18 protein-coding genes are annotated in these 21,608 nt (G+C 60.5%); 4 read left to right on the top strand and 14 right to left on the bottom strand.

Annotated elements, in window-relative coordinates; translation table 11 throughout:
• Nucleotides 1-50: 50 nt before the first annotated feature.
• The 6 genes from M8014_RS20045 to nasR form a co-directional block, all read right to left on the bottom strand.
• Complete coding sequence (locus tag M8014_RS20045) at nt 51-2,579, bottom strand: nitrate reductase (protein WP_271284130.1); 2,529 nt, start codon at nt 2,577-2,579, stop codon at nt 51-53.
• Nucleotides 2,576-6,562, bottom strand: a complete 3,987-nt coding sequence (gene nirB / locus M8014_RS20040) for a nitrite reductase large subunit NirB (RefSeq protein ID WP_271284129.1) — start codon at nt 6,560-6,562, stop codon at nt 2,576-2,578. The genes M8014_RS20045 and nirB overlap by 4 nt, the downstream gene beginning before the upstream one ends.
• Before the next feature lie 10 nt (nt 6,563-6,572).
• Nucleotides 6,573-7,361, bottom strand: coding sequence for an ABC transporter ATP-binding protein (locus M8014_RS20035; RefSeq protein WP_271267555.1), 789 nt, complete (start codon nt 7,359-7,361; stop codon nt 6,573-6,575).
• A gap of 9 nt (nt 7,362-7,370) precedes the next feature.
• Nucleotides 7,371-8,249, bottom strand: a complete 879-nt coding sequence (gene ntrB, locus M8014_RS20030; protein ID WP_271284128.1) for a nitrate ABC transporter permease — start codon at nt 8,247-8,249, stop codon at nt 7,371-7,373.
• A 1-nt stretch (nt 8,250) separates the two neighbouring features.
• On the bottom strand, nt 8,251-9,498 hold the full coding sequence (locus M8014_RS20025; protein WP_271284127.1) for a CmpA/NrtA family ABC transporter substrate-binding protein: 1,248 nt from the start codon (nt 9,496-9,498) through the stop codon (nt 8,251-8,253).
• Between the two features lie 228 nt (nt 9,499-9,726).
• Entirely contained in the window at nt 9,727-10,905 is a 1,179-nt protein-coding gene (gene nasR / locus M8014_RS20020) for a nitrate regulatory protein NasR (protein ID WP_271284126.1), read from the bottom strand.
• A 71-nt stretch (nt 10,906-10,976) separates the two neighbouring features.
• Here nasR and M8014_RS20015 point away from each other — a divergent pair, with 71 nt between their 5' ends.
• From M8014_RS20015 to M8014_RS20005, 3 genes are all read left to right on the top strand, one after another.
• The gene (locus M8014_RS20015; protein ID WP_271284125.1) at nt 10,977-11,330 is read left to right on the top strand and encodes a DsrE/DsrF/TusD sulfur relay family protein; all 354 of its coding nucleotides are present in this window, start codon (nt 10,977-10,979) and stop codon (nt 11,328-11,330) included.
• Between the two features lie 106 nt (nt 11,331-11,436).
• Nucleotides 11,437-13,221, top strand: coding sequence for a methyl-accepting chemotaxis protein (locus M8014_RS20010; protein ID WP_271284124.1), 1,785 nt, complete (start codon nt 11,437-11,439; stop codon nt 13,219-13,221).
• 211 nt (nt 13,222-13,432) lie between these two features.
• Nucleotides 13,433-13,675 carry a DUF1883 domain-containing protein gene (locus tag M8014_RS20005; RefSeq protein ID WP_271284123.1) on the top strand — a complete coding sequence of 81 codons (243 nt, stop codon included), beginning with the start codon at nt 13,433-13,435 and terminating at the stop codon, nt 13,673-13,675.
• Nucleotides 13,676-13,716: 41 nt separating this feature from the next.
• Here M8014_RS20005 and M8014_RS20000 read toward each other — a convergent pair whose 3' ends face one another.
• Entirely contained in the window at nt 13,717-14,412 is a 696-nt protein-coding gene (locus M8014_RS20000; protein ID WP_271284122.1) for a gamma-glutamylcyclotransferase, read from the bottom strand.
• A gap of 193 nt (nt 14,413-14,605) precedes the next feature.
• The gene (gene chaB, locus M8014_RS19995; protein ID WP_271284121.1) at nt 14,606-14,836 is read right to left on the bottom strand and encodes a putative cation transport regulator ChaB; all 231 of its coding nucleotides are present in this window, start codon (nt 14,834-14,836) and stop codon (nt 14,606-14,608) included.
• A 269-nt stretch (nt 14,837-15,105) separates the two neighbouring features.
• Here chaB and chaA point away from each other — a divergent pair, with 269 nt between their 5' ends.
• Nucleotides 15,106-16,206, top strand: a complete 1,101-nt coding sequence (gene chaA, locus M8014_RS19990; RefSeq protein ID WP_271284120.1) for a sodium-potassium/proton antiporter ChaA — start codon at nt 15,106-15,108, stop codon at nt 16,204-16,206.
• 54 nt (nt 16,207-16,260) lie between these two features.
• Here chaA and kdsA read toward each other — a convergent pair whose 3' ends face one another.
• Genes kdsA through hemA form a run of 6 tightly spaced genes read right to left on the bottom strand, consistent with a single transcriptional unit; the run spans nt 16,261 to nt 21,566 of the window.
• On the bottom strand, nt 16,261-17,115 hold the full coding sequence (gene kdsA, locus M8014_RS19985; protein ID WP_271284119.1) for a 3-deoxy-8-phosphooctulonate synthase: 855 nt from the start codon (nt 17,113-17,115) through the stop codon (nt 16,261-16,263).
• Between the two features lie 36 nt (nt 17,116-17,151).
• Nucleotides 17,152-17,961 carry an invasion regulator SirB1 gene (sirB1, locus tag M8014_RS19980; RefSeq protein WP_271284118.1) on the bottom strand — a complete coding sequence of 270 codons (810 nt, stop codon included), beginning with the start codon at nt 17,959-17,961 and terminating at the stop codon, nt 17,152-17,154.
• Nucleotides 17,962-17,964: 3 nt separating this feature from the next.
• Nucleotides 17,965-18,357 carry an invasion regulator SirB2 gene (gene sirB2 / locus M8014_RS19975; protein ID WP_271284117.1) on the bottom strand — a complete coding sequence of 131 codons (393 nt, stop codon included), beginning with the start codon at nt 18,355-18,357 and terminating at the stop codon, nt 17,965-17,967.
• Nucleotides 18,354-19,184, bottom strand: coding sequence for a peptide chain release factor N(5)-glutamine methyltransferase (gene prmC, locus M8014_RS19970; protein ID WP_271284116.1), 831 nt, complete (start codon nt 19,182-19,184; stop codon nt 18,354-18,356). The genes sirB2 and prmC overlap by 4 nt, the downstream gene beginning before the upstream one ends.
• A complete protein-coding gene (gene prfA / locus M8014_RS19965) occupies nt 19,184-20,266 on the bottom strand; it encodes a peptide chain release factor 1 (RefSeq protein WP_271284115.1) in 1,083 nt (360 codons plus the stop codon). Before prfA ends, prmC begins: the two co-directional genes overlap by 1 nt.
• A 43-nt stretch (nt 20,267-20,309) precedes the next feature.
• Nucleotides 20,310-21,566: a glutamyl-tRNA reductase gene (gene hemA / locus M8014_RS19960; protein ID WP_271284114.1), complete on the bottom strand. Its 1,257-nt coding sequence runs from the start codon at nt 21,564-21,566 to the stop codon at nt 20,310-20,312.
• Nucleotides 21,567-21,608 lie beyond the last annotated feature (42 nt).

The following is a 21,608-nucleotide window of genomic DNA, read 5'->3' as shown; positions in this document are numbered from 1 at the left end:
GGGCAATACGGGGAACGTCGGTCGGGTAAGCGTAACGCCACATGACGCAGTTACGCCTTTACACACAGCATCGCCTTCAGTTCCGGCACGCAGGAGCCGCAGTTAGTGCCGCAGCGCAGCTTGCCTCCCAGTGCCGCAGCGGAATCACATCCTTCAACGATGGCCTGCTGAATCGCCTTCTCGCCAATGCTAAAACAGCTACAGATGATGCGCCCCGGATCAACCTGCTCCCCCGCCCCCTGTCCGTTCAATAACGCATGCCGCTCAGCGAGCTCGGCGGGTGCCGACTCAAAGGCTGCGGCAATCACCGCATGGGCAAGGGTTGGCAGCGCGGTACCTTCCCAGTAGCCGAGCATCAGTTGGTTGTGATGCCAGGCCAACAGGCTGCTACGCTCCCCGGTCTGCGCCACCTGTAACTGCCAGCCGTGCGAGCTGCAGTGGTTCATCAGCCACGTCAGCAGCGGTTTATCCCCCGCGAGGGTCAGACGCGACACGCCGGATGTGGCCTTGCGCCACCAGTTAACCGAGGCCGGCAACGTGAGTTCGTCCCGGCTGTAGAGTTCCCCCTGCCAGGCGGGTTGCCAGGGCATCAGCCGCACCGCGGTCTGTTTGCTCTCCGGCTGACCGGAGTGAGGATCGCAGCGCCCTTCCACCAGCGCATTGATCTTGCCCTGGCGCGAGAAGCAGCTGTTCCAGTGCATCGGGGCAAACAGCTCCCCGACCCGCTGTCCGTCGTTAATCCGCGCCCGGGCGACCATCAGCCCGCGCGCGGAGCTGATGCGGGCCAGCTGGCCGTCCGCTACGCCGAGGCGCGCCGCATCCTCCGGGGAGACGTCCACCGTCGGCTCGTCGCGGTGCTGCATCAGCCTGGGCACATAGCCGGTGCGGGTCATGGTATGCCACTGATCGCGAATGCGTCCGCTGTTGAGAATAAAGGGATACAGCGCGTCCGGCGTTGCGCCGTGTTCCTGCGGAGTGACCGGCACCCGGTGGGCGCGGGTCAGTGCCTCACGGTCAATCGGCCACTGCCAGGGGGCAAGATCGTCCCACCCGGCGCGGGTCAGCTGCGCCAGTTCTACCAGGTTAAACGCCCGCTCGCCGTGGTTTTCAAAGGCTGACAGGGCGGCGTGTTCGGCAAAAATGGCATGGGGATGATCCCAGGCAAAGGCCGCGCCATGGCCCAGCTGCTCTGCGATGCGGGCGATGATCCACCAGTCGGCTTTCGCCTCCCCAGGTGCCTGGAGAAAGGCGCGCTGGCGTGAGATCCGCCGCTCGGAGTTGGTGACCGTGCCGTCTTTTTCGCCCCAGCCGAGGGCCGGAAAGCGAATGTGGGCGAAGCGGCTGGTGTCGGTATCGCGCATCACCTCAGAGACCATCACCAGCGGACAGGCGGCCAGCGCCTGGCATACCGCATGGCTGTCGGGCAACGATACTGCCGGGTTGGTGCCCATGATCCACACCGCTTTCACCTCGCCCCGGGCGATGGCGTCGAACAGCTCCACCGCCATCAGTCCCGGGGTCTGCGCCAGCCGCTCGGTGCCCCAGAAGCGGGCCACCCGGCTGAGATCGTCCGGGGTAAAGTTCATGTGCGCCGCCAGCTGATTTGCCAGCCCGCCCACTTCGCGTCCGCCCATCGCATTCGGTTGCCCGGTCAGCGAAAACGGCCCGCAGCCGTCGCGGCCAATTTTGCCGCTCGCCAGATGGACGTTGATGATCGCATTGCACTTGTCGCTGCCGCTGGCGGACTGATTTATGCCCATCGTGTACAGCGTAACCGCGCGCGGAGCGGCGATAAACCAGGCATAAAAGGTGGCGATATCGTCTTCTGCCAGGCCGCAAAACGCCGCCACCCGCGCCAACGGCCAGTCGCGCGCCCGCTGCTGCGCATCGCCCTCTTCGCCGTCAATGGCGTTCAGCAGGCCAACAAACAGTCCGGCATCGCTGCCCGGGGTCAGGGCCAGATGCAGATCGGCAATGTCGCAGGTGGCGGTGCGCCTGGGGTCGATCACCACCACTTTCATCTGCGGATGGTTGGCCCGCGCCTGCACCAGCCGCTGATAAAGCACCGGATGGGTCCAGGCGGCGTTGGACCCCACCAGCACCACCAGGTCGGTCTGTTCAATGTCTTCATAGCTGCAGGGGACAATGTCTTCGCCGAAGGCGCGCTTGTAGCCCACCACCGCCGAGGACATGCACAGCCGGGAGTTAGTGTCGATATTCGCCGCACCGATAAAGCCCTTCATCAGCTTGTTGGCGGCGTAGTAATCTTCGGTCAGCAGCTGGCCGGAGGCGTAAAACGCCACCGCCTGCGGGCCGTAAGTGTCGATAATCTCACGCAGGCGTTGGCCCGCCGTCTGTAGCGCCTGGTCCCAGCTGACCGGCTGGTCGTCGACTTCCGGCTGCAGCAGGCGTCCCGCCAGTCCGGTGGTCTCCCCTAACGCCGAGCCTTTCACGCACAGGCGGCCAAAATTGGCCGGGTGGCTGTCATCGCCGCGCACGCTCACTTCACCCGCGTCAACCCGGGCGATCACCCCGCAGCCAACGCCGCAGTAGGGACAGGTGGATCGGGTTTCCGTCATGAAGCCTCCGCGCGCATCACCAGTTCTTCGCTACCCACCAGCACCCGGTCGCCGTCAATTTTCACCGGCCAGGCGCGCACCGCCACTTCACCAGTCTCGAACTGACGTCCATCGCGCAGGCGGATCCGCGTTTTGTACAGCGGGGAGATCACCACCGGCTCGCCGCCCGCATCACCCAGAATGCCACGGGACAGCACGCTGGCGTCGCCGCCCGGCTCGCGATCTTCCAGGGCATAAATCGCCTTACCAAAGCGGAACAGCGCAATTTGCTGCTGACCCAGTCGGGCACCAATTCCGGCCTGTTCGGGGATATCTTCCACGGTGCAAACGTCCTGCCAGCGTTTGTGAGTCGCCGGTTGCGCGTCGCTGCCCAACGTGCGGAACTGCGCCAGACGGCCAGCATCCTGCAGGGTGGTTTGCCATTCGCACTGGTAGGTTTCCACGACGCGGGCCATCTCCTGCTCCAGCTCGTCGGCAAGGCCGAGGCTGTCGTCGATAATCACTTCCCGCAGGTAGTCCAGCCCGCCTTCGAGGTTATCCATCCAGGTGCTGGTGCGCTGCAGGCGATCGGCGGTGCGGATGTAGAACATCAGGAAGCGGTCGACGTAGCGCAGCAGCGTGGCGTCATCGAGATCGCTGGCAAACAGATCCGCATGGCGCGGCTTCATGCCGCCGTTACCGCAGAGGTACAGGTTCCACCCCTTGTCGGTGGCGATCACCCCCACGTCTTTACTCTGGGCTTCGGCGCACTCGCGGGTACAGCCCGACACCGCCATCTTGATCTTATGCGGCGCGCGTAGCCCCTTGTAGCGGTTCTCGAGGGTCACCGCCAGCCCGGTGGAGTCCTGCACGCCGTAACGACACCAGGTGGAGCCAACGCAGGATTTCACCGTGCGCAGGGATTTGCCGTAAGCGTGGCCGGTTTCAAACCCGGCGTCGATCAGCAGCTGCCAGATCTCCGGGAGTTGCTCCAGCCGGGCACCAAACAGGTCGATACGCTGCCCGCCGGTGATTTTGCTGTACAGCTGATAGCGTTTGGCAATCTGGCCGATGGCGATCAGCCCGTCAGCAGACACTTCCCCCGCCGCCATGCGCGGCACAATCGAGTAGGTGCCGTCTTTCTGAATATTGGCAAAGAAGCGGTCGTTGGTGTCCTGCAGCGGCAAATGTGCCGGTTTCAGCAGGTATTCATTCCAGCAGGAGGCCAGCACCGACCCGACCAGCGGCTTACAGATCTCGCACCCGTGGCCCTGGCCGTAGCGGCTAATCAGCTGGTCAAAGGTATGGATGCGGTTGACGCGCACCAGGTGGTAGATCTCCTGACGCGAATACGCGAAGTGCTCGCAGATATCTTTCTTCACTTCCACGCCCTGGGCGGCAAGCTGGAACTCCATCACCTGTTTGACCAGCGCGGTGCAGCCCCCGCAGCCGGTACCCGCTTTGGTGCACTGTTTTACCGTCCCGATCTCGATGGCACCGTTGCTGACGGCCTGGCAGATATCGCCTTTACTGACGTTGTGACAGGAGCAGATCTGCGCGCTGTCCGGCAGGGCCGCCACACCCAGCGCTTTTGGCGCGCTACCGGCAACGGCGGGCAGGATCAGGGTTTCCGGATCTTTCGGCAGGCTGATGTCGTTGAGCATCATCTGCACCAGAGTGGCATATTCGCTGGCATCCCCTACCAGCACGCCGCCGAGCAGGGTTTTGCCGTCGGCGCTGACCACGATTTTTTTGTAGATCTGCTGTGGCCCGTGGGTCCACTGGTAGCTCTGGGATCCCGGCGTGCGGCCGTGGGCATCGCCGAACGAAGCCACGTCTACGCCGAGCAGCTTCAGTTTAGTGCTCATATCCGCCCCGCTGAAGGCGTTGTCTTCCCCCGCCAGCGCGGCAGACGCCACCCGCGCCATCTGGTAGCCGGGAGCCACCAGACCGTAAATTTTACCGTCCCAGAGGGCGCATTCGCCGATGGCGAAGATGTCTTCATCGGAGGTGCGGCACTGGTTGTCGATGCCGATCCCGCCGCGCTCCCCAAGCTGTAGGCCACATTCGCGGGCCAGCGCATCCTGCGGACGGATCCCGGCTGAGAACACCACCATGTCGGTGGCCAGTTCGCTGCCGTCAGCGAAGCGCAGCACCATCCCCGCGTCAGTTTCAGCAATCTCAGTAGTCGCTTTGCTGGTATGCACTCCCACCCCGAGGGCTTCAATTTTACGCCGCAGCATCGCCGCGCCGTCGTTATCAAGCTGCACCGCCATCAGATTCGGGGCAAACTCCACCACATGTGTCTCCAGACCCAGCTGCTTGAGCGCGTTAGCCGCCTCCAGCCCCAGCAGCCCGCCGCCAATCACCACCCCGGTGCGTGAATGTTTGGCGTGAGCGGCAATGTGGTCGAGGTCGTCCAGCGTGCGGTAGACAAAGCAGCCCGCCAGCTCGCGTCCCGGCACCGGCGGCACAAACGGCCAGGAGCCGGTGGCCATCACCAGTTTATCCCAATGGGTCTCGTGCCCGCCTGCGGTGCGCACCACGCGCGCCTCACGGTCGATCGCCACAATCTGCTGGGACAGGCGCAACTCAATGCCGTTATCGGCAAAGAAATCCCCCGCCACCATCGACAGCGAATCGGCGCTGCGTCCGGCAAAGTATTCCGAAAGATGGACCCGGTCATAGGCGGCATAACGCTCTTCGCCGAAGACCACGATCTGGTATTGCTGATGCAGATTGCGGTTTACGCAGTCTTCAAGAAAATGGTGGCCGACCATACCGTGCCCAACCACCACCAGAGTAGGTTTTGTCATAGCGTTCTGTCCTGCAACCTGCGGCTGCGTAGTGAATTGATCGAACAGCCAGTCCGCCTGAGCGGGCTCTGGCGTAGCCAGTAAATCAGTGAGGGTGGCCGCGCTACGGCAATCCCCCATCAGCAGCACGCCTGCCAGCGTGCCGTTACGGATCAGTAAGCGGCGATAATGGCGGGTCAGCGGATCCCAGCTGGTCCACACCGCATCGTCAGCCTGGGCGTTCACCTGCCCGGCGCTGAACAACTCCACCCCGGTAACTTTCAGGCGCATGCCGCCTTCGCTCGGGGTAAACGGGGTGACGCTGTCGCCTGCCAGCCGGGCGGCGAGGATCTCCGCCTGCGCCAGACATGGCGCCACCAGGCCCCAGATCTGGCCATCAATTTCGCAGCACTCGCCGATGGCGCTGATGCCGCGTAACGCGGTGCACATCTGATCATCTACCTGAATGCCGCGCCCGCACGGCACACCGCTGGCCTGCGCCAGGGCGATGTTCGGCGTGACGCCCGTCGCCAGCAGCACCCGACTGGCGGCAAGCGTGCGGCCGCTGGTGAGGGTCACGGAGTCGGCGGCGATCTGCGTCAGCCCGGCGTTCAGCTCGCAGCGGATCCCGCGCGCGTCGAGCGCCTGCTCCAGCAGCAATCCGGCGTGGCTGTCGAGCTGCTGCTCCATCAGCCACGGGCCGCGATGAATTAAAGTGACGTTGTCACATTGAAGCTGTAACGCCGCCGCCGCTTCCACCCCCAATACCCCGCCGCCCAACACCACCGCCGGACCGGGGGTGGCAAGAATGGCGTTCACGTCATCGAGCGTGCGAAAGGTGAAGACGTTGGGCAGCTGGCTGCCGGGGATCGGCGGCACAAACGGCTGGGATCCGGTGGCAAACACCAGTTCATCCCATGCCAGTTCACGGCGGTCGGTGCTGAGCGTCTGCGCCGCAACATCCACCCCCAGCACCCGCTCACCGCACAGCACCGTTACGCCGCGCTGGCGATACCATTCGTCATCGTGCAGCCGGATGGCGGCGACACTTTTTTCGCCCCCGAGCACCGGCGAAAGCTGAATGCGGTTGTAGGCAGGCACCCGCTCGTCGCCAATCACCGTGATGGCGAAGCGGCCGGGCGCGCGGTCGGTTAACGAGGCAATCAGCCGCGTTGCCGCCAACCCGTTTCCAATGATGACCAGGCGCATGGGGTGCTCCTCAGGCCGCTTTCGGCTGTTTTTCGTAGAGGAAATGCAGGATCTGCTGACGCATATGGTGATAGCGGCTGTCTTCCGCCAGCTGCACCCGGTTACGCGGGCGCGGCAGGTCGACGCGCAATATCTCACCGACCGTCGCCGCCGGGCCGTTGGTCATCATCAGCACCCGATCCGAGAGCAGCACCGCTTCGTCCACGTCGTGGGTGATCAGCACGATGGTGGTATTCAGCTCCTGCTGGATTTTCATCACTGAATCCTGCAGATGGGCGCGGGTCAGAGCGTCGAGGGCACCAAAGGGCTCATCCATCAGCAAAACTTTTGGTTTCATCGCCAGCGCGCGGGCAATGCCGACGCGCTGCTTCATGCCGCCGGAAATCTCGCCGGGGCGTTTGTGGATGGCGTGCCCCATCTGCACCCGATCGAGGTTGTGCTCGATCCACTCCCGGCGTTCCGCTTTGCTCATGCTGCGGCGGAACACCTGATCCACCGCCAGCGCCACGTTGTCGAAGCAGGTCAGCCACGGCAGCAGGGAGTGGTTCTGGAATACCACCGCCCGCTCCGGGCCTGGCCCGGCAATTTCACGGTTGTCACAGAGCAGCCCGCCCTCGGTAGGCAAGGTGATGCCCGCGATCAGGTTCAGCAGCGTTGACTTGCCGCAGCCGGAGTGACCAATCAGGCTGACGGTCTCCCCTTCGTGAATATCAAATGAGACGTTCTGCAGCGCCAGAAACTCGCCGCTGGCGGTGGAAAAACGTTGGCTGACGGCCTGGACCTGAATTAATGGTTTCATGTGCGCTCCTTATTTTTCCTGCCAGCTGAAACGACGGGCGATCAGCATCAGCCCCTGCTCCAGCAGTAAACCGACCACGCCGATAATGACGATGGCGATAAGAATGTTTTCAACGTTGAGGTTGTTCCACTCGTTCCAGATCCAGAAGCCGATCCCCAGCCCCCCGGTGAGCATCTCTGCCGCGACAATCACCAGCCAGGCGATGCCGATGGAGAGACGTACCCCGGTCAGGACCGCAGGCAGCACCGCCGGGAACAGAATGCGGCGCATCACCGTCCACTCTGAGAGCTGCAATACCCGCGCCACGTTGAGGTAATCTTCCGGAATGCGGCGTACCCCTTCGGCGGTGTTAATCACCATCGGCCAGATCGAGCAGATAAAAATGGTCCAACTGGAGGCGGGTTCTGCTTTCTGAAACAGCAGCAGGCCAATCGGCAGCCAGGCCAGCGGGCTGACCGGACGCAGGAGCGCAATCAGCGGGTTAAACATGCGGGCCAGAAAGGTGAAACGGCCGATCAGGAACCCCAGCGGAATCCCGACCAGCGCCGCCAGACCAAAACCGATGGCCACGCGCTGCAGGGAAGCCAGCACGTTCCAGCCCACCCCCATGTCGTTTGGCCCGTCACGGTAGAACGGATCGGCAAACAGCGTCATGGCCGAATCCAGGGTGCTGAGCGGCGTCGGAAAGCCTTTGCTGTTCAGCGCGGCCAGCTGCCAGGCCAGCACCAGCAGCCCCAGACCGAGCACTGCCGGGATCAGCCGCTGCAGCAGGGCATTAATCTGCCGGGCGAAGGCCGGTGCGCGACGGCGTACCTGAACCGGCGGCAGGGTGATGACTTCACCGCTGACCGGCGCGGCGGGTGCCGCTTTGGTGTTTACTTTTTTCATATCAGGCCCCTGTACGGTGAATGGCAAAACTGTTGGCGTACGCTTTCGGATCGGTCCCGTTCCAGACGGTGCCGTCCATCAGCCGGCTGCTGCGCAGCGGTGACGAAGGTGTTGAAATCCCTCCCACCGCGGTAGCAGCGTCCTGCCAGATATCGGTGCGGTTAATGCGTTTGGCGATGGCGGCGTAATCCGGGTCGGTTTTCAGCAGCCCCCAGCGGCGGAACTGGGTTAAGAACCACATGCCGTCGGAGTGCCACGGGTAGCTGACCGCCCCCTCGCCGAAGAAGCGAATCGGGTTGGTATCCTGCCAGCGCTGTCCGACGCCGTTGTCGTACTCCCCCAGCATGCGCCCGGTGAGGTACTGCTCTTTGGTGTTGAGCCAGGCGCGACGCGCCAGCAGCTGGGCGGTCTCCTGCTTGTTCTGCGGCGAGGCATCGATCCAGCGCTGCGCCTCCAGCAGGGCGCTGACCAGCGCCCGGGCGGTGTTCGGGTGACTCTCGACCCACTCCTGGCGGGTACCGAGGATTTTTTCCGGGTGCTCTGGCCATACCGACTGGGAGGTGGCAGCGGTAAAGCCGATCCGGTCATTGATGGCGCGCGCGTTCCACGGCTCGCCGACGCAAAAGCCAACCATGTTGCCGATGCGCATGTTCATCACCATCTGCGGCGGCGGCACCACCACGGTGCGCACGTCGTCGAATGGATTGATGCCCGCACTCGCCAGCCAGTAGTAGAGCCACATGGCGTGGGTGCCGGTCGGGAAGGTATGGGCGAAGGTGTAGCTGCCCGGTGCCTGCTGTCCAATCAGCTTTTTCAGCCCCTCGACGTCGCGCACGCCCTGCTGCGCCAGCTCGCTCGAGAGGGTGATCGCCTGCCCGTTCTGGTTGAGGGTCATCAGGTTCGCCATCTGTTTAGGCTTCCCGGCGATCCCCAGCTCCAGGCCGTACAGCAGGCCGTAAAGAATGTGTGCAGCGTCGAGTTCCCCCGCCACCAGCTTGTCGCGGACGGCGGCCCAGCTGGCCTCTTTGGTCGGCACCAGGGTAAAGCCGTATTTTTTATCGAACCCTTTATAAGCCGCGATCGCCAGCGGCGCGCAGTCGGTCAGCGGGATAAAGCCGACGCGCACGGTATCGAGCTCCGGCTTATCGGAGCCTGCGGCCCACGCGGTCTGCATCAGGCCCGGCAACATCATTGCCCCGCCCGCCAGCGCGCTGGCCTGTAAGAAACGCCGTCTTGTCCATTCCACCATGCTCACTCCCGAAAAAATGCCAAAAAAAAGCGCCCGGCAGTGCCGAAGCACTGCAGGACGCCTTTATCCTGAAGACTGGCGCACCGCCGTTGGCGCGCCGTCTAACATTGTTAATTAACTATTGCAAAGATGATGCCAGCTTTTAAATCCTTTCCCGACGGGCTTTTTCTGCCTGCGGGCAGGTAAAACGCACCTGAATCATGCAGGCGTTGCCCGTCCGCAGTGCAACTAGCCTTTGGAGGTCTCCTGCCACAGCGCCTTCACCGTCAGCAGCGCCCGGGCGATATCCACCATCCTCTGATTTTTATCCATCGCCATTTTGCGCAGCTGGCACCAGGCCTGCTCCTCGCTCATCTGCTGATGGGTCATAAGTACGCTTTTGGCTTTATCGATCACCTTGCGCTCCTCCAGCGTGTCGCGCATTGAGGCCAGCTGGCGGGAGAGTTGTTCAATCTCGCGCGCCTGCTGGCGCACCAGCGGCAGGAGCGGCTTTTGCGGATACAGCGCCAGGGGTTCATCCGCCAGCGGCTCTTCTGCCGGGTAGTCGTCAGCCCGGGCGATCAGCGCGTCGACCGCCAGCATCAGGTCGGCGATCTGCAACTCTTCGAGGGTGCGCAGCTGTTCCAGCCGCGCGGTTTGCAACGAGAACCAGTGCAGGGCCAGCACGCCCTTATCCGCCGCGGGCTGGCGGGTGCAGGCCTGCCGCCGCAGCTGTTCGGTCTCGGCACCCGGCACGCTGAGGGTAAAGTGCTCGTGCAGCGCAACCGGCGCCAGAGAGAGGAAAACATCGAAGCAAGCCTGCTGCCCGTCGATCCGATCCACCAGGGTCTGGCGCATCTCATCGCTGAAAAAGCCCTGGGTAAAGCCGATCGCCCCCAGCGCCCGCTCCTGCCCCACCAGCTCTTTGCCCTGCATCAGGCTGTAGAGCGCGACAAATCTGCCCGCGATTTGCGGATCGTCAATGCTGTCATTGAGCTGCGGCACGATACTGAGCAAATTGCGCAGGGCGCGGCTGTAGTGTTCCATCGCCGTGGCGGCGGGCAGCGAGCAGGCGGTGATGGCCTCGCGAAGCTGAGGCAGTTGCTCCAGGCTTTGCAGGGCGCTGGCGACGCGTTCGCACAGGGTGCTGCTGGCCATCAGCGGCGTACCCAGCGCATGGTGCAGCGCCGTGCGCTGATCGTCGACCAGCGCGCGGCTGGCCTTGCACTCCAGGGCATACAGCGTACCCTGCGAGCAGAGCCAGATATTCGACGCCCCGCGCTCGCACTGGAGCATATGCGCCAGGTGGCTAATCCGGCTCACCAGCGTGCCGAGCTGCGCCAGTTTGCACAGCTGCTGTTTGCGCATCAGTCTGGCGTGCTGGAACCATTCAGTGGCGCCGGGTAGACGGCCAGTGATTATCGTCATGCTTACTCTCCCGGGTCAGTGTGTTAAGGAGATAAGCAATATTCATGCCTTTTCAACTATCAGGAGTCAAAATGCAGAAGATCGTGATTGTCGCCAACGGCGCGGCCTACGGCAGCGAGTCGTTATTTAACAGCCTGCGGCTGGCCATCGCCCTGCGCGAACAGGAAGACGCGCTGGATTTACGCCTGTTTTTAATGTCCGATGCGGTAACCGCCGGGCTGCGCGGGCAGAAACCGGCCGAGGGGTATAACATTCAGCAGATGCTGGAGATCCTGACCGCACAGGATGTGCCGGTGAAGCTGTGCAAGACCTGCACCGATGGGCGTGGGATCAGCGCCCTGCCGCTGATTGACGGGGTTGAGATCGGCACTCTGGTCGAGCTGGCGCAGTGGACGTTGGCTGCCGATAAATTATTAACATTTTAATAATTTCCAAAAGAATATATTTTTTGCTTATGACCGCGGTTCCAGCATCAAGTTTACCTGCTCATTGCCGATAGGCTTTGTATTCTCACTCAGCAGGTATTTCTCTATGTTCAGGTCAATTCGCGCTCGTATTATCGCGGCGACAGTCGGTTGTCTGGTCGTCGCCCTTCTTCTTAATACCGTCATTAATTTCCAGGTAACGCGCGAGGACAACCAGCAGTCGCAGCGCGATATGCTGGCCAGCACCCGCGCCAGCCACAGTCTGGCGATCGGCGACTGGGTCAACAGCAAGATGATGGTGATCAACTCCCTGCAGAGCGTGGCCCTGAGCGACGATCCGGTGCCGATGTTTAAACAGCTGGCGCAGGCGGGCGGGTTTATTAACGTCTACGTTGGCTATGCCAGCAAAACGGCAAAATTCTCTGAGCCTGCCGGGGTGCCTGACGATTACGATCCTACCATACGCCCTTGGTATCAGCAGGCCGCCAAAGAAGGTCGCCCGGTGGTCACCGCCCCGTATGTCGATACCGGCACCAAAAAACTGGTGGTCACCTTTGCCGTACCGGTGATAGAGAACGGCGAGCTGAAAGCGGTGCTGGCAGGTGATGTGGCAATGGATAGCGTGATCGCCAACGTGCAGGGCATCCACCCGACCCCGGCCAGCAGCGGTCTGCTGATCGACAGCGACGGCACGGTGATTGCTGCCAACGATCCGGCCCTGACGCTGAAGCGATTTAACGACGTCATCAGCGACGTGGATCTCAATGCCCTGAAACGCGGCAACAGCGTGGTGGGTCAGTTTAACGGGGTGACAAAAACCTTCGCCGCCGCGCCGATTGCCGGTACCCAGTGGCAGCTGATAGTCGCCCTCGACAGCGCGGATGCTACCGCGGGGATGCGCACCCTGGTGAAGGCCTCGGGGCTGTCGCTGGCCATCCTGGTCCTGCTTAGCGGGGCGGTGGTCCACTTTGTGATTGCCCGCCTGCTGAAAAGGCTGTCGGAGATCCGCGACGCAATGCACGCCATTGCCAATGGCACCAACGATCTCTCCCAGCGTCTGCCGGAAAAAGGCGACGACGAGGTGGCGCAGATTGCCCATGCGTTTAACGCCTTCAGCGACAAGCTGTCGGTAGTGATGGTGCAGCTGCGCGACGCCAGCGCCTCGGTGAAAAATGCCGCCCAGGAGATTGCCGCCGGTAACCGGGATCTCTCCGGTCGTACCGAACAGGCGGCCTCCAGCCTGCGCGAAACCGCCAGCGCCGTAGAGCAGATCACCGCCTCGGTCGCCCAGTCGACCGAATCGGCGGCGGTGGCTAACAGCCAGGCCGAGAAAGCCTCTGAAGCCGCCTCACGCGGTGGCAGCGTGGTATCCCAGGCGATCTCAACGATGCAGGCCATCGAAGCGGCGTCTACCCAGATTGGCGACATCACCAGCGTGATTGACGGTATTGCCTTCCAGACCAACATCCTGGCGCTGAACGCCTCGGTAGAAGCGGCGCGCGCGGGCGAACAGGGTCGCGGCTTTGCGGTGGTAGCCGGTGAGGTGCGTAATCTCGCCAGCCGCAGCGCCCAGGCGGCCAAAGAGATTAAAACCCTGATTGATTCCACCACCAACAGCGTGGCGACCGGTTCACGCTACGTCCATCTGGCCGGACAGAGCATGGATGAGATCGTCACCAGCATCGGCAGCATGTCGGGGATCATGCGGGAAATTACCGTCGCCACCAGCGAGCAGATGAAAGGCATTCAGGAGATTAACCGGGCGGTGACGCACCTCGACGGTATGGTGCAGCAGAACGCCGAGCTGGTGGTGCAATCGGCCGCGGCGGCCAGCGCCCTGCAGGGTCAGGCGGGCGAGCTCGCTGAAACCGCCGGACATTTCCGCATTTAATATCAATCCACTGCCTGAAAGCCGTGTAATGCGGCGTCAGCTGAAAGCTTTCAGGCATATTGTCATTTTTGTTTAAGGGTTATGACATTTTTTGATCAAAATCAGCATCGGCTGCCTTCCCCTTTGGTGTTATGTCATGAGTGAATTGTGAACAACATCACGCTCAGGATTAGCCGCAAGGAGAGCGTTGTTTCCAGAAACGGGGTAAAAAATGGCACTGGTGAAAGCAAGTTTGAAATTGTTTGGCGGGGATACGGTGGTGGTGCGTTGCTCAGAGCGTTGTCATATTCATCTGATGAACCACAAAGCGCCGCGCAAAACGCAGGCGGATATTTTAAGCGTTGAGGATCGGGACAACGCGTGGCTCACGGTGCCGTATACCGGCACCTGGGAAGTGCTGATCGACAGCCACAGTCAGTCTCTCGAGCATTCGATTAGCTTCGTCGCCGCGTAACAATACTCGCCCGGTGCGCCGCAAGGCCACCGGGCATTTTTTCAGGCAAAGCCCGCGCGCAGTTGAGTTTCGGGCAGGCTATTTTCCAGTAAAGCCCGCACGTTCGACACCAGCTCATTCAGACAATCATCCTGCATACCGAGGCGCGTCAGCTCCTGATCGAGTGAGAACAGGTACTGGGCATTGGTGCCAAGCGGTCCGCTGGCGGCGGCGATCAGCGGCGCAATCACCTGCGTGCGCGTATCGGCTTCAAACAGCGGATGGCGCGGATCCATTATAAAGACCAGCGCGTTGACGGTGCGTCCGTCATCGAGATCCAGCTTGCACCAGCTCGGCATATAGCAGCCGGTGATCATTTCACGCTTCCACAGCAGGGCCAGCTCCTCTTCCAGCGTCGCGTCCGGCAGGCGATAGGCCACCCCCGTGGTGCGTCCGCCCTCTTTCAGGGCAAGCATCCGGCCTGGCTGACAGGCACTGCCGCGTCCGGCGGTCAGGCGCAAACAGAATGCGCGATGCCAGCCCGGCAGCGTCCCGGTGGCGGACTCTTGATAGTCCAGCGCCGGGTTCCACATCAACGAACCATAACCAAAGAGCCACACGGGACCGGCGTCCGGACGGCACGCCAGCGTTGCCGCCAGCGACGCTGCACGCTGTTCAGCCGACCAGAGCAGCGACTCTTCAATATCACCAAAGGCCGTTTTACAGTCGGCCTTCATCAGAAAATCACGCGTAATCATTTTGCACCTCTGCCACTGCTTGCTTCCTTGCGATACCTTTATATGAACCTTCCAGGTCTTTTTACTGCTCAATTAGAAAGCAGTTACAGTGACGATATGCAATAAATCGGCCGCATGCAACTCAGGGGATGAATAACCGCCTTAAATATCAAATTGCAGGCTGCTAACTATTTGTCCTGATTTAATCAGCGGGCTATTTCTTCTTGTGCCATTTGTCGTCGTCCCCCTTTTGGTAGTCGTGCTTCACGGCCGCCCAGGCCACGCGGTGCGCGGTCTCCTCCCGGGTGGCATCGTCCCGCCTGTCGTCTTTATCCTTATACTGATCCCAGGCGCTGTTGAAGGCTTCTTTGTAGATCTCCTGCGCATGTGCGGGTAACACATGCTGGACACTGTCGGGTAAATCGCTTTTCGTTTTGTATGGCATTGCAAACCCCTATTTTTAATCACTTATTAAGTGTGGCTCACAATGTTGACGGCTTCCAGCTTTAAGAATAAACGGATTATTCTGTTTTATAATTCACTGTTATTAAGGATATATTTAACAAAAATGTCTTATTATGGCTCACTCAACACCTAAAACAGCCAAACCGTAAATTCAGGTAAAAGGTAAGCGGAAGTTAACGCTAATCTGTTAATTTAACGTTCCGCTTTTTCTATCTATAATTACAAGCACCTGCATACATGGAGAATCACATGACAACCACACACGAGACGGTGAAAACCCGTCATAAGGAGACGTCTCTCATTTTCCCGCTGCTGGCGCTGGCGGTGCTGTTCTTCTGGGGAAATAGCCAGACGCTGCCAGTGGTCATCGGCATTAACATCCTTGCCCTTATCGGTATTTTGAGTAGTGCTTTTAGCGTGGTGCGCCATGCTGACGTGTTAGCCCACCGCCTCGGCGAACCCTACGGTTCCCTGATTTTAAGTCTCTCTGTCGTTATTCTGGAAGTGAGCCTCATTTCTGCCCTGATGGCGACCGGCGACGCCGCCCCGACCCTGATGCGCGACACCCTTTATTCCATCATCATGATTGTCACCGGCGGTCTGGTTGGCTTCTCGCTGCTGCTGGGCGGGCGTAAATTTGCTACCCAGTATGTGAATCTGTTTGGCATTAAACAGTATCTGATCGCCCTCTTCCCGCTGGCGATTATCGTGCTGGTGTTTCCGATGGCGCTGCCCGGAGCCAACTTTACGACCGGTCAGGCCCTGCTGGTGGCATTGATTTCAGCGGCGATGTACGGCGTGTTTTTGCTGATTCAGACCAAAACGCACCAGAGCCTGTTCGTGTATGAGCATGAAGATGAAGGCGACGACGATGACCCGCATCACGGTAAACCGTCAGCGCACAGCAATCTGTGGCACTCGATTTGGCTGATCGTGCATCTGATTGCGGTTATCGCCGTGACCAAAATGAACGCGGCACCGCTGGAAACGCTGCTGACAGAGCTGAATGCGCCGGTGGCCTTTACTGGCTTCCTCGTCGCGCTGCTGATCCTCTCCCCGGAAGGGCTGGGGGCACTGCGGGCGGTGCTGAACAATCAGGTGCAGCGCGCCATGAACCTGTTCTTTGGTTCGGTGCTGGCCACCATCTCCCTGACCGTTCCGGTGGTGACGTTGATTGCCTTCCTGACCGGCAACGAGCTGGTGTTTAGCCTTGGCGCTCCGGAGATGATTGTGATGGTCGCTTCGCTGGTGCTGTGTCAGATTTCGTTCTCTACCGGGCGGACCAACGTGCTGAACGGTGCGGCGCATATGGCGCTGTTTGTTGCGTATCTGATGACGATCTTTGCCTAGCCTGTCACTGGGCAAAAAAAAACCCGCCGAGGCGGGTTTTTTCATTCATGACGATTAGTTGCTGGTGTCCAGCTCGTCAAAGTTTTTGACCAGGTCGTCAATCGCTTTGATTTGCTTCAGGAACGGCTCCAGCTTGTCCAGCGGCAGTGCGGACGGGCCGTCGCATTTCGCATTGGCTGGATCCGGGTGGGCTTCGATAAACAGCCCCGCCAGACCGGTAGCCATACCGGCACGCGCCAGCTCAGCAACCTGCGCACGACGACCGCCAGAGGCGGCGCCAAACGGGTCGCGACACTGCAGGGCGTGGGTGACGTCGAAGATCACCGGGGACTGGTTCGACACGTTCTTCATCACGCTGAAGCCCAGCATATCCACAACTAGGTTGTCATAGCCGAAGTTGGAACCACGGTCGCAGAGGATCACTTTGTCGTTACCGCCTTCGATAAACTTGTCGACAATATTCCCCATCTGCCCCGGGCTGACGAACTGCGGTTTTTTCACGTTGATGACGGCACCGGTCTTCGCCATCGCTTCAACCAGATCGGTCTGACGGGCGAGGAACGCAGGCAGCTGGATCACGTCAACCACGTCAGCAACCGGCTGCGCCTGGCTGGCTTCGTGAACGTCGGTGATCACTTTCACGCCGAACGTCTGCTTCAGCTCCTGGAAAATCTTCATCCCCTCTTCCAGACCCGGGCCACGGTAAGAGTGAATAGAGGAGCGGTTGGCTTTGTCAAAAGAGGCCTTAAACACGTACGGGATCCCCAGCTTCTGGGTAACGGTCACGTAGTGTTCGCAGATGCGCATCGCCAGATCGCGGGATTCCAGAACGTTCATGCCACCGAATAGCACGAACGGCAGGTCGTTCGCTACCTTGATATCGCCAATGCTAACCACTTTTTGTTTCATAGGATCGCCTTATTCAGGGGTGAATCGGAATTAAGATTAATGCAACGTAATCTGTTTATGCGCGATGGAGTTAATCTGCGCGCGAATCATTTCGCTGATCGGATCTTCCGGACACTGCTCAACGAAATAATTCAAATCAGTCAGCGCCACGTGGTCGCACTCCAGCTGGACGTAGATCAGGCCGCGGTCGCGGATCTCGTACGGATCTTCCGGGTTAAACTGCAGCAGCACCTCACTGGCGCGTAATGCCAGCTCCATCTGCCGCTCTTCCATCAGCGCAGATTTTAAGGTGTCCAGCAGCTTGCGCACCACTTCGGCGTTGTCCGCTTCGTCCAGATCTTCATTGAACAGCTCGGCCAGCGGACTAATATTGCCCTTCAGCCAGACGTCCAGCGTGTGTTCATCAAGAGTGTCGCCGTTGAACGGGTTGATTAACCACATTTCTCCGTCGAGCCACTCGGCGCGCAGCAGCATCTGCGTCGGGAAGATGACCGGCACCAGCGGGATATCCAGACGGTGCGCCACCCACAGCAAAATCGCCCCCAGCGCAACGGCGCTGCCTTGGCGGTGTTCCAGAACCTGATCGAGCCACAGCGCATCGGAAAGACGATACACGCCGCGCTTATCGCTGAAGCCCCATTCGCCGTAGAACAGTTCAATCAGCTTTTCCAGCTGCCAGTCCTGCGGGCGCGTCTGATGAATCTCTTCACGCGCCAGACTCACCAACTTCTCCAGCTCGTCGTAGACGTTCTGCGAGACGAAATCATCGCGGATCATCTCCGAGACCTGGATCATGCCGTCGCACAGCGGCACTTTATTAAATTCGAAATCGGCCAAGGACTTCATGACTTACCCCAGTAACGGTATTCTTGTGGTGGCGAGTTTAATGATGATGTACAGCACCACCAGCCCCAGCAGAAAAGCAACAAAGCCTACCTGCTGGCTGCACGGACGATGTCGCCCCAGCGCAATAAAACCCAAAACGATGTAGATGATAACGCCAAACAGCTTTTCAGTCAGCCATGCGCCATCATCGGTAAACGGCAGATAGCCCGTCACCCACATCAACCCCGCGCCCGAGAGAAACAGCACGGTGTCGATGCAGTGCGGCGCGACCCGCACCCAGCGGGCGTTGATAAGCTGATTATTGCTGTAGCGCCACCAGTAGCGCAGCGCAAAAAAACTGACCGTCAGCACGACGGCGGCGATATGCACAGAGATCAGCAGCGAAAATCCGTTCATGCCCACTTACCCAAGGTCAGACGTTCATTGCCGCCATAATCGCGACAGGTTTCCACCTGCTGATAACCCGCCTGCAGGAACAGCGCACGCACGGCTTCACCCTGGGTCCAGCCGTGCTCCAGCAGCAGCCAGCCGCCGCTCACCAGATGCTGGCGGGCGGCGGTAATAATCTGGCTCAGATCGGCCAGCCCCTGCCCGGCGGCAACCAGCGCGCTGCGCGGCTCGAAGCGCACATCGCCTTCACCCAGATGGGGATCGGCTTCATCAATATAGGGGGGGTTGCTGACGATGGTCTCAAACTGGCGATCGGCGAGCGCCGAAAACCAGCTGCTGTGCACAACGGTGACGTTTGGCAGCGCCAGACGGTCGACGTTGCGCTGCGCCAGCGCCACCGCGTCGGGCATCACATCAACCGCTGTGACCTGACAGTCCGGGCGTTCACTGGCCAGCGCCAGGGCAATTGCCCCGGTGCCGGTGCCTAAATCCAGAATGCGCGCGGGCGACGCGGGCAATCGTGCCAGCGCCTGCTCCACCAGACATTCGGTATCCGGGCGCGGGATCAGCGTCGCCGCCGAGACGTACAGCGGCAGCGACCAGAACTCGCGCTCGCCCACCAGATGCGCCACCGGCTCGCCGGTTTTGCGCCGGGCCAGCAGCTCAGCCAGCTGAGTCTCTTCGTCGCGGGTCAGCACCGTCTCAGCAAAGGCGAGAATATAGGTCCGCGCCCTGCCGGTGACGTGCCCCAGCAGGATCTCCGCGTCGCGACGCGGGCTGTCGCTGGCGCTGAGTTCGCTGACCGCGTGACGTAGCCAGTGCTGAAAATCCATTAGTCCTGCTCTGCCAGCGCCGCCAGCTGATCGGCCTGGTACTCCTGCACGATCGGCTCGATCAACGAATCCAGCTTGCCTTCCATCGTCTCATCCAGACGGTAAAGCGTCAGGTTGATGCGGTGGTCTGTGACGCGCCCCTGCGGGAAGTTATAGGTCCGGTTGCGATCGCTGCGATCGCCGGTGCCCAGCAGGTTGCGGCGGGTTGAGGCTTCGGCCTGCTGACGTTTGGCGATTTCAGCTGCGCGAATACGCGCCCCCAGCACCGACAGCGCTTTGGCTTTGTTTTTGTGCTGGGAACGTTCGTCCTGACACTCCACCACAATACCGGTTGGCAGGTGGGTAATACGGATCGCGGAGTCGGTGGTGTTAACGTGCTGACCGCCTGCCCCGGACGAACGGAAGGTATCGATGCGCAGCTCGGACGGGTTGATGTCCGGCAGCTCGGCTTCCGGCAGCTCGGGCATTACCGCCACGGTGCAGGCGGAGGTGTGAATACGCCCCTGCGATTCGGTGGCCGGTACGCGCTGAACGCGATGACCGCCGGATTCGAACTTCAGGCGGCCATATACGCCGTCACCGCTGATCTTGGCGATCACTTCTTTATAGCCGCCATGCTCACCTTCGTTGGCGCTGATGATCTCCACGCGCCAGCGGCGGGATTCCGCATAACGGCTGTACATACGGAACAGGTCCCCGGCAAACAGCGCCGCTTCATCCCCGCCGGTCCCGGCGCGGACTTCGACAAAGGCGTTGCGTTCATCGTCCGGATCTTTTGGCAGCAGCAGCACCTGCAGCTGTTGCTCCATCTCTTCCGCGCGGGCTTTAGCGTCCTGCAACTCTTCCTGCGCCATTTCGCGCATTTCCGGGTCGTCGAGCATCATCTGCGCGGTTTCGATATCTTCCTGAACCTGCTGCCACTCGGTAAAGCAGCGTGATACATCACTTAACTGTGCATACTCGCGCGACAGCGCGCGAAAACGTTCCTGGTCAGCAATAGTCGCGGCATCGCCGAGCAGCGCCTGAACTTCTTCATGGCGCTCGTGCAGCGCTTCCAGTTTGGCGACGATAGAGGGCTTCATAGGCGTAGGGGCACCTTGTAATAAAAATTATGGGTATAGTGCGCTATTCCAGCCCGAGGCTGTCGCGCAGAATGGTCAGGCGTTCGTCGTCCCCGTCACGGGCGGCCTGTTGAAGTGATTTGGTTGGGGCATGGATCAGGCGGTTGGTCAGTTTCCATGCCAGTTCCTGCATGATGACCTGCGGATCGCCACCCTGTTCCAGGGAGGCCAGCGCTTTGGCCGTCAGTTCATTACGCACCTGCTCCGCCTGACCGCGGTACTCGCGAATGGTCTCGCTGACGCTTTGCGCGCGCAGCCAGGCCATAAATTCGCTGGTTTCTTGCTCGACAATTGTCTCGGCCTGCACCGCTGCCGCTTTACGCTGGGCAAGGTTGTGCGAAATGATGCTCTGCAGATCGTCCACGCTGTAAAGATAGGCGTTCGCCAGCTTGCCCACTTCCGGCTCGACATCGCGCGGGACGGCGATGTCCACCAGCAGCATCGGCTGATTACGGCGGGATTTCAGGGCGCGCTCAACCATACCTTTGCCGATGATCGGCAGCGGGCTGGCAGTGGAACTGATAATGATATCGGCCTCATTCAGCCGCGCATCGATGTCGCTCAGGGCGATCACTTCCGCGCCGACTTCGTCTGCCAGCGCCTGAGCGCGCTCGCGGGTTCGGTTGGCGATAATCATTTTTTTAACTTTGTGCTCGCGTAAATGACGGGCGACCAGCTCGATAGTTTCACCCGCGCCGACCAGCAGCACGGAAACCGTCGATAAGGATTCAAAGATTTGTCGCGCCAGAGTACAGGCCGCGAAAGCAACCGAAACCGCACTGGCACCAATGTCGGTTTCGGTTCGCACACGCTTGGCGACAGAGAAAGATTTCTGGAACATGCGTTCCAGCTCGCTGGCCTTGAGATGGCCTTTTTGCGAATCCGCAAACGCTTTTTTGACCTGACCGAGGATCTGCGGCTCGCCCAGCACCAGTGAATCCAGACCGCTGGCGACACGCATCAAATGGCTAACGGCGTCGTTATCCTGGTGCCAGTAAAGGCTATTGCGCAGCTCGTCTTCGTTCAGCTTGTGGTATTCACAGAGCCAGCGGATCAGCACCTCATGCAGGTTGTCCTGCTCTTCCACGCTGAGATACAGCTCGGTGCGGTTGCACGTCGACAGCACCACGCCACCCTGCACCATTGGCTGGGCAAGGAGACTTTCCAGCGCCTGGTCGAGCGTATCCGGCGAAAACGTTACGCGTTCTCGCAGTGAAACCGGGGCTGTTTTGTGGTTAATACCGAGTGCTAAAAGGGTCATATGAGCGGGAGTAGTACCAGCGTTAATAAGGTTAGCAGGCCG

Origin of the sequence: Silvania hatchlandensis, assembly GCF_025564065.1 — a bacterium.
GTDB classification, from domain to species: domain Bacteria; phylum Pseudomonadota; class Gammaproteobacteria; order Enterobacterales; family Enterobacteriaceae; genus Enterobacter; species Enterobacter hatchlandensis.
The sequence above is the reverse complement of the archived record's forward strand: the minus strand, read 5'-3'. Positions and strand labels throughout refer to the sequence as shown.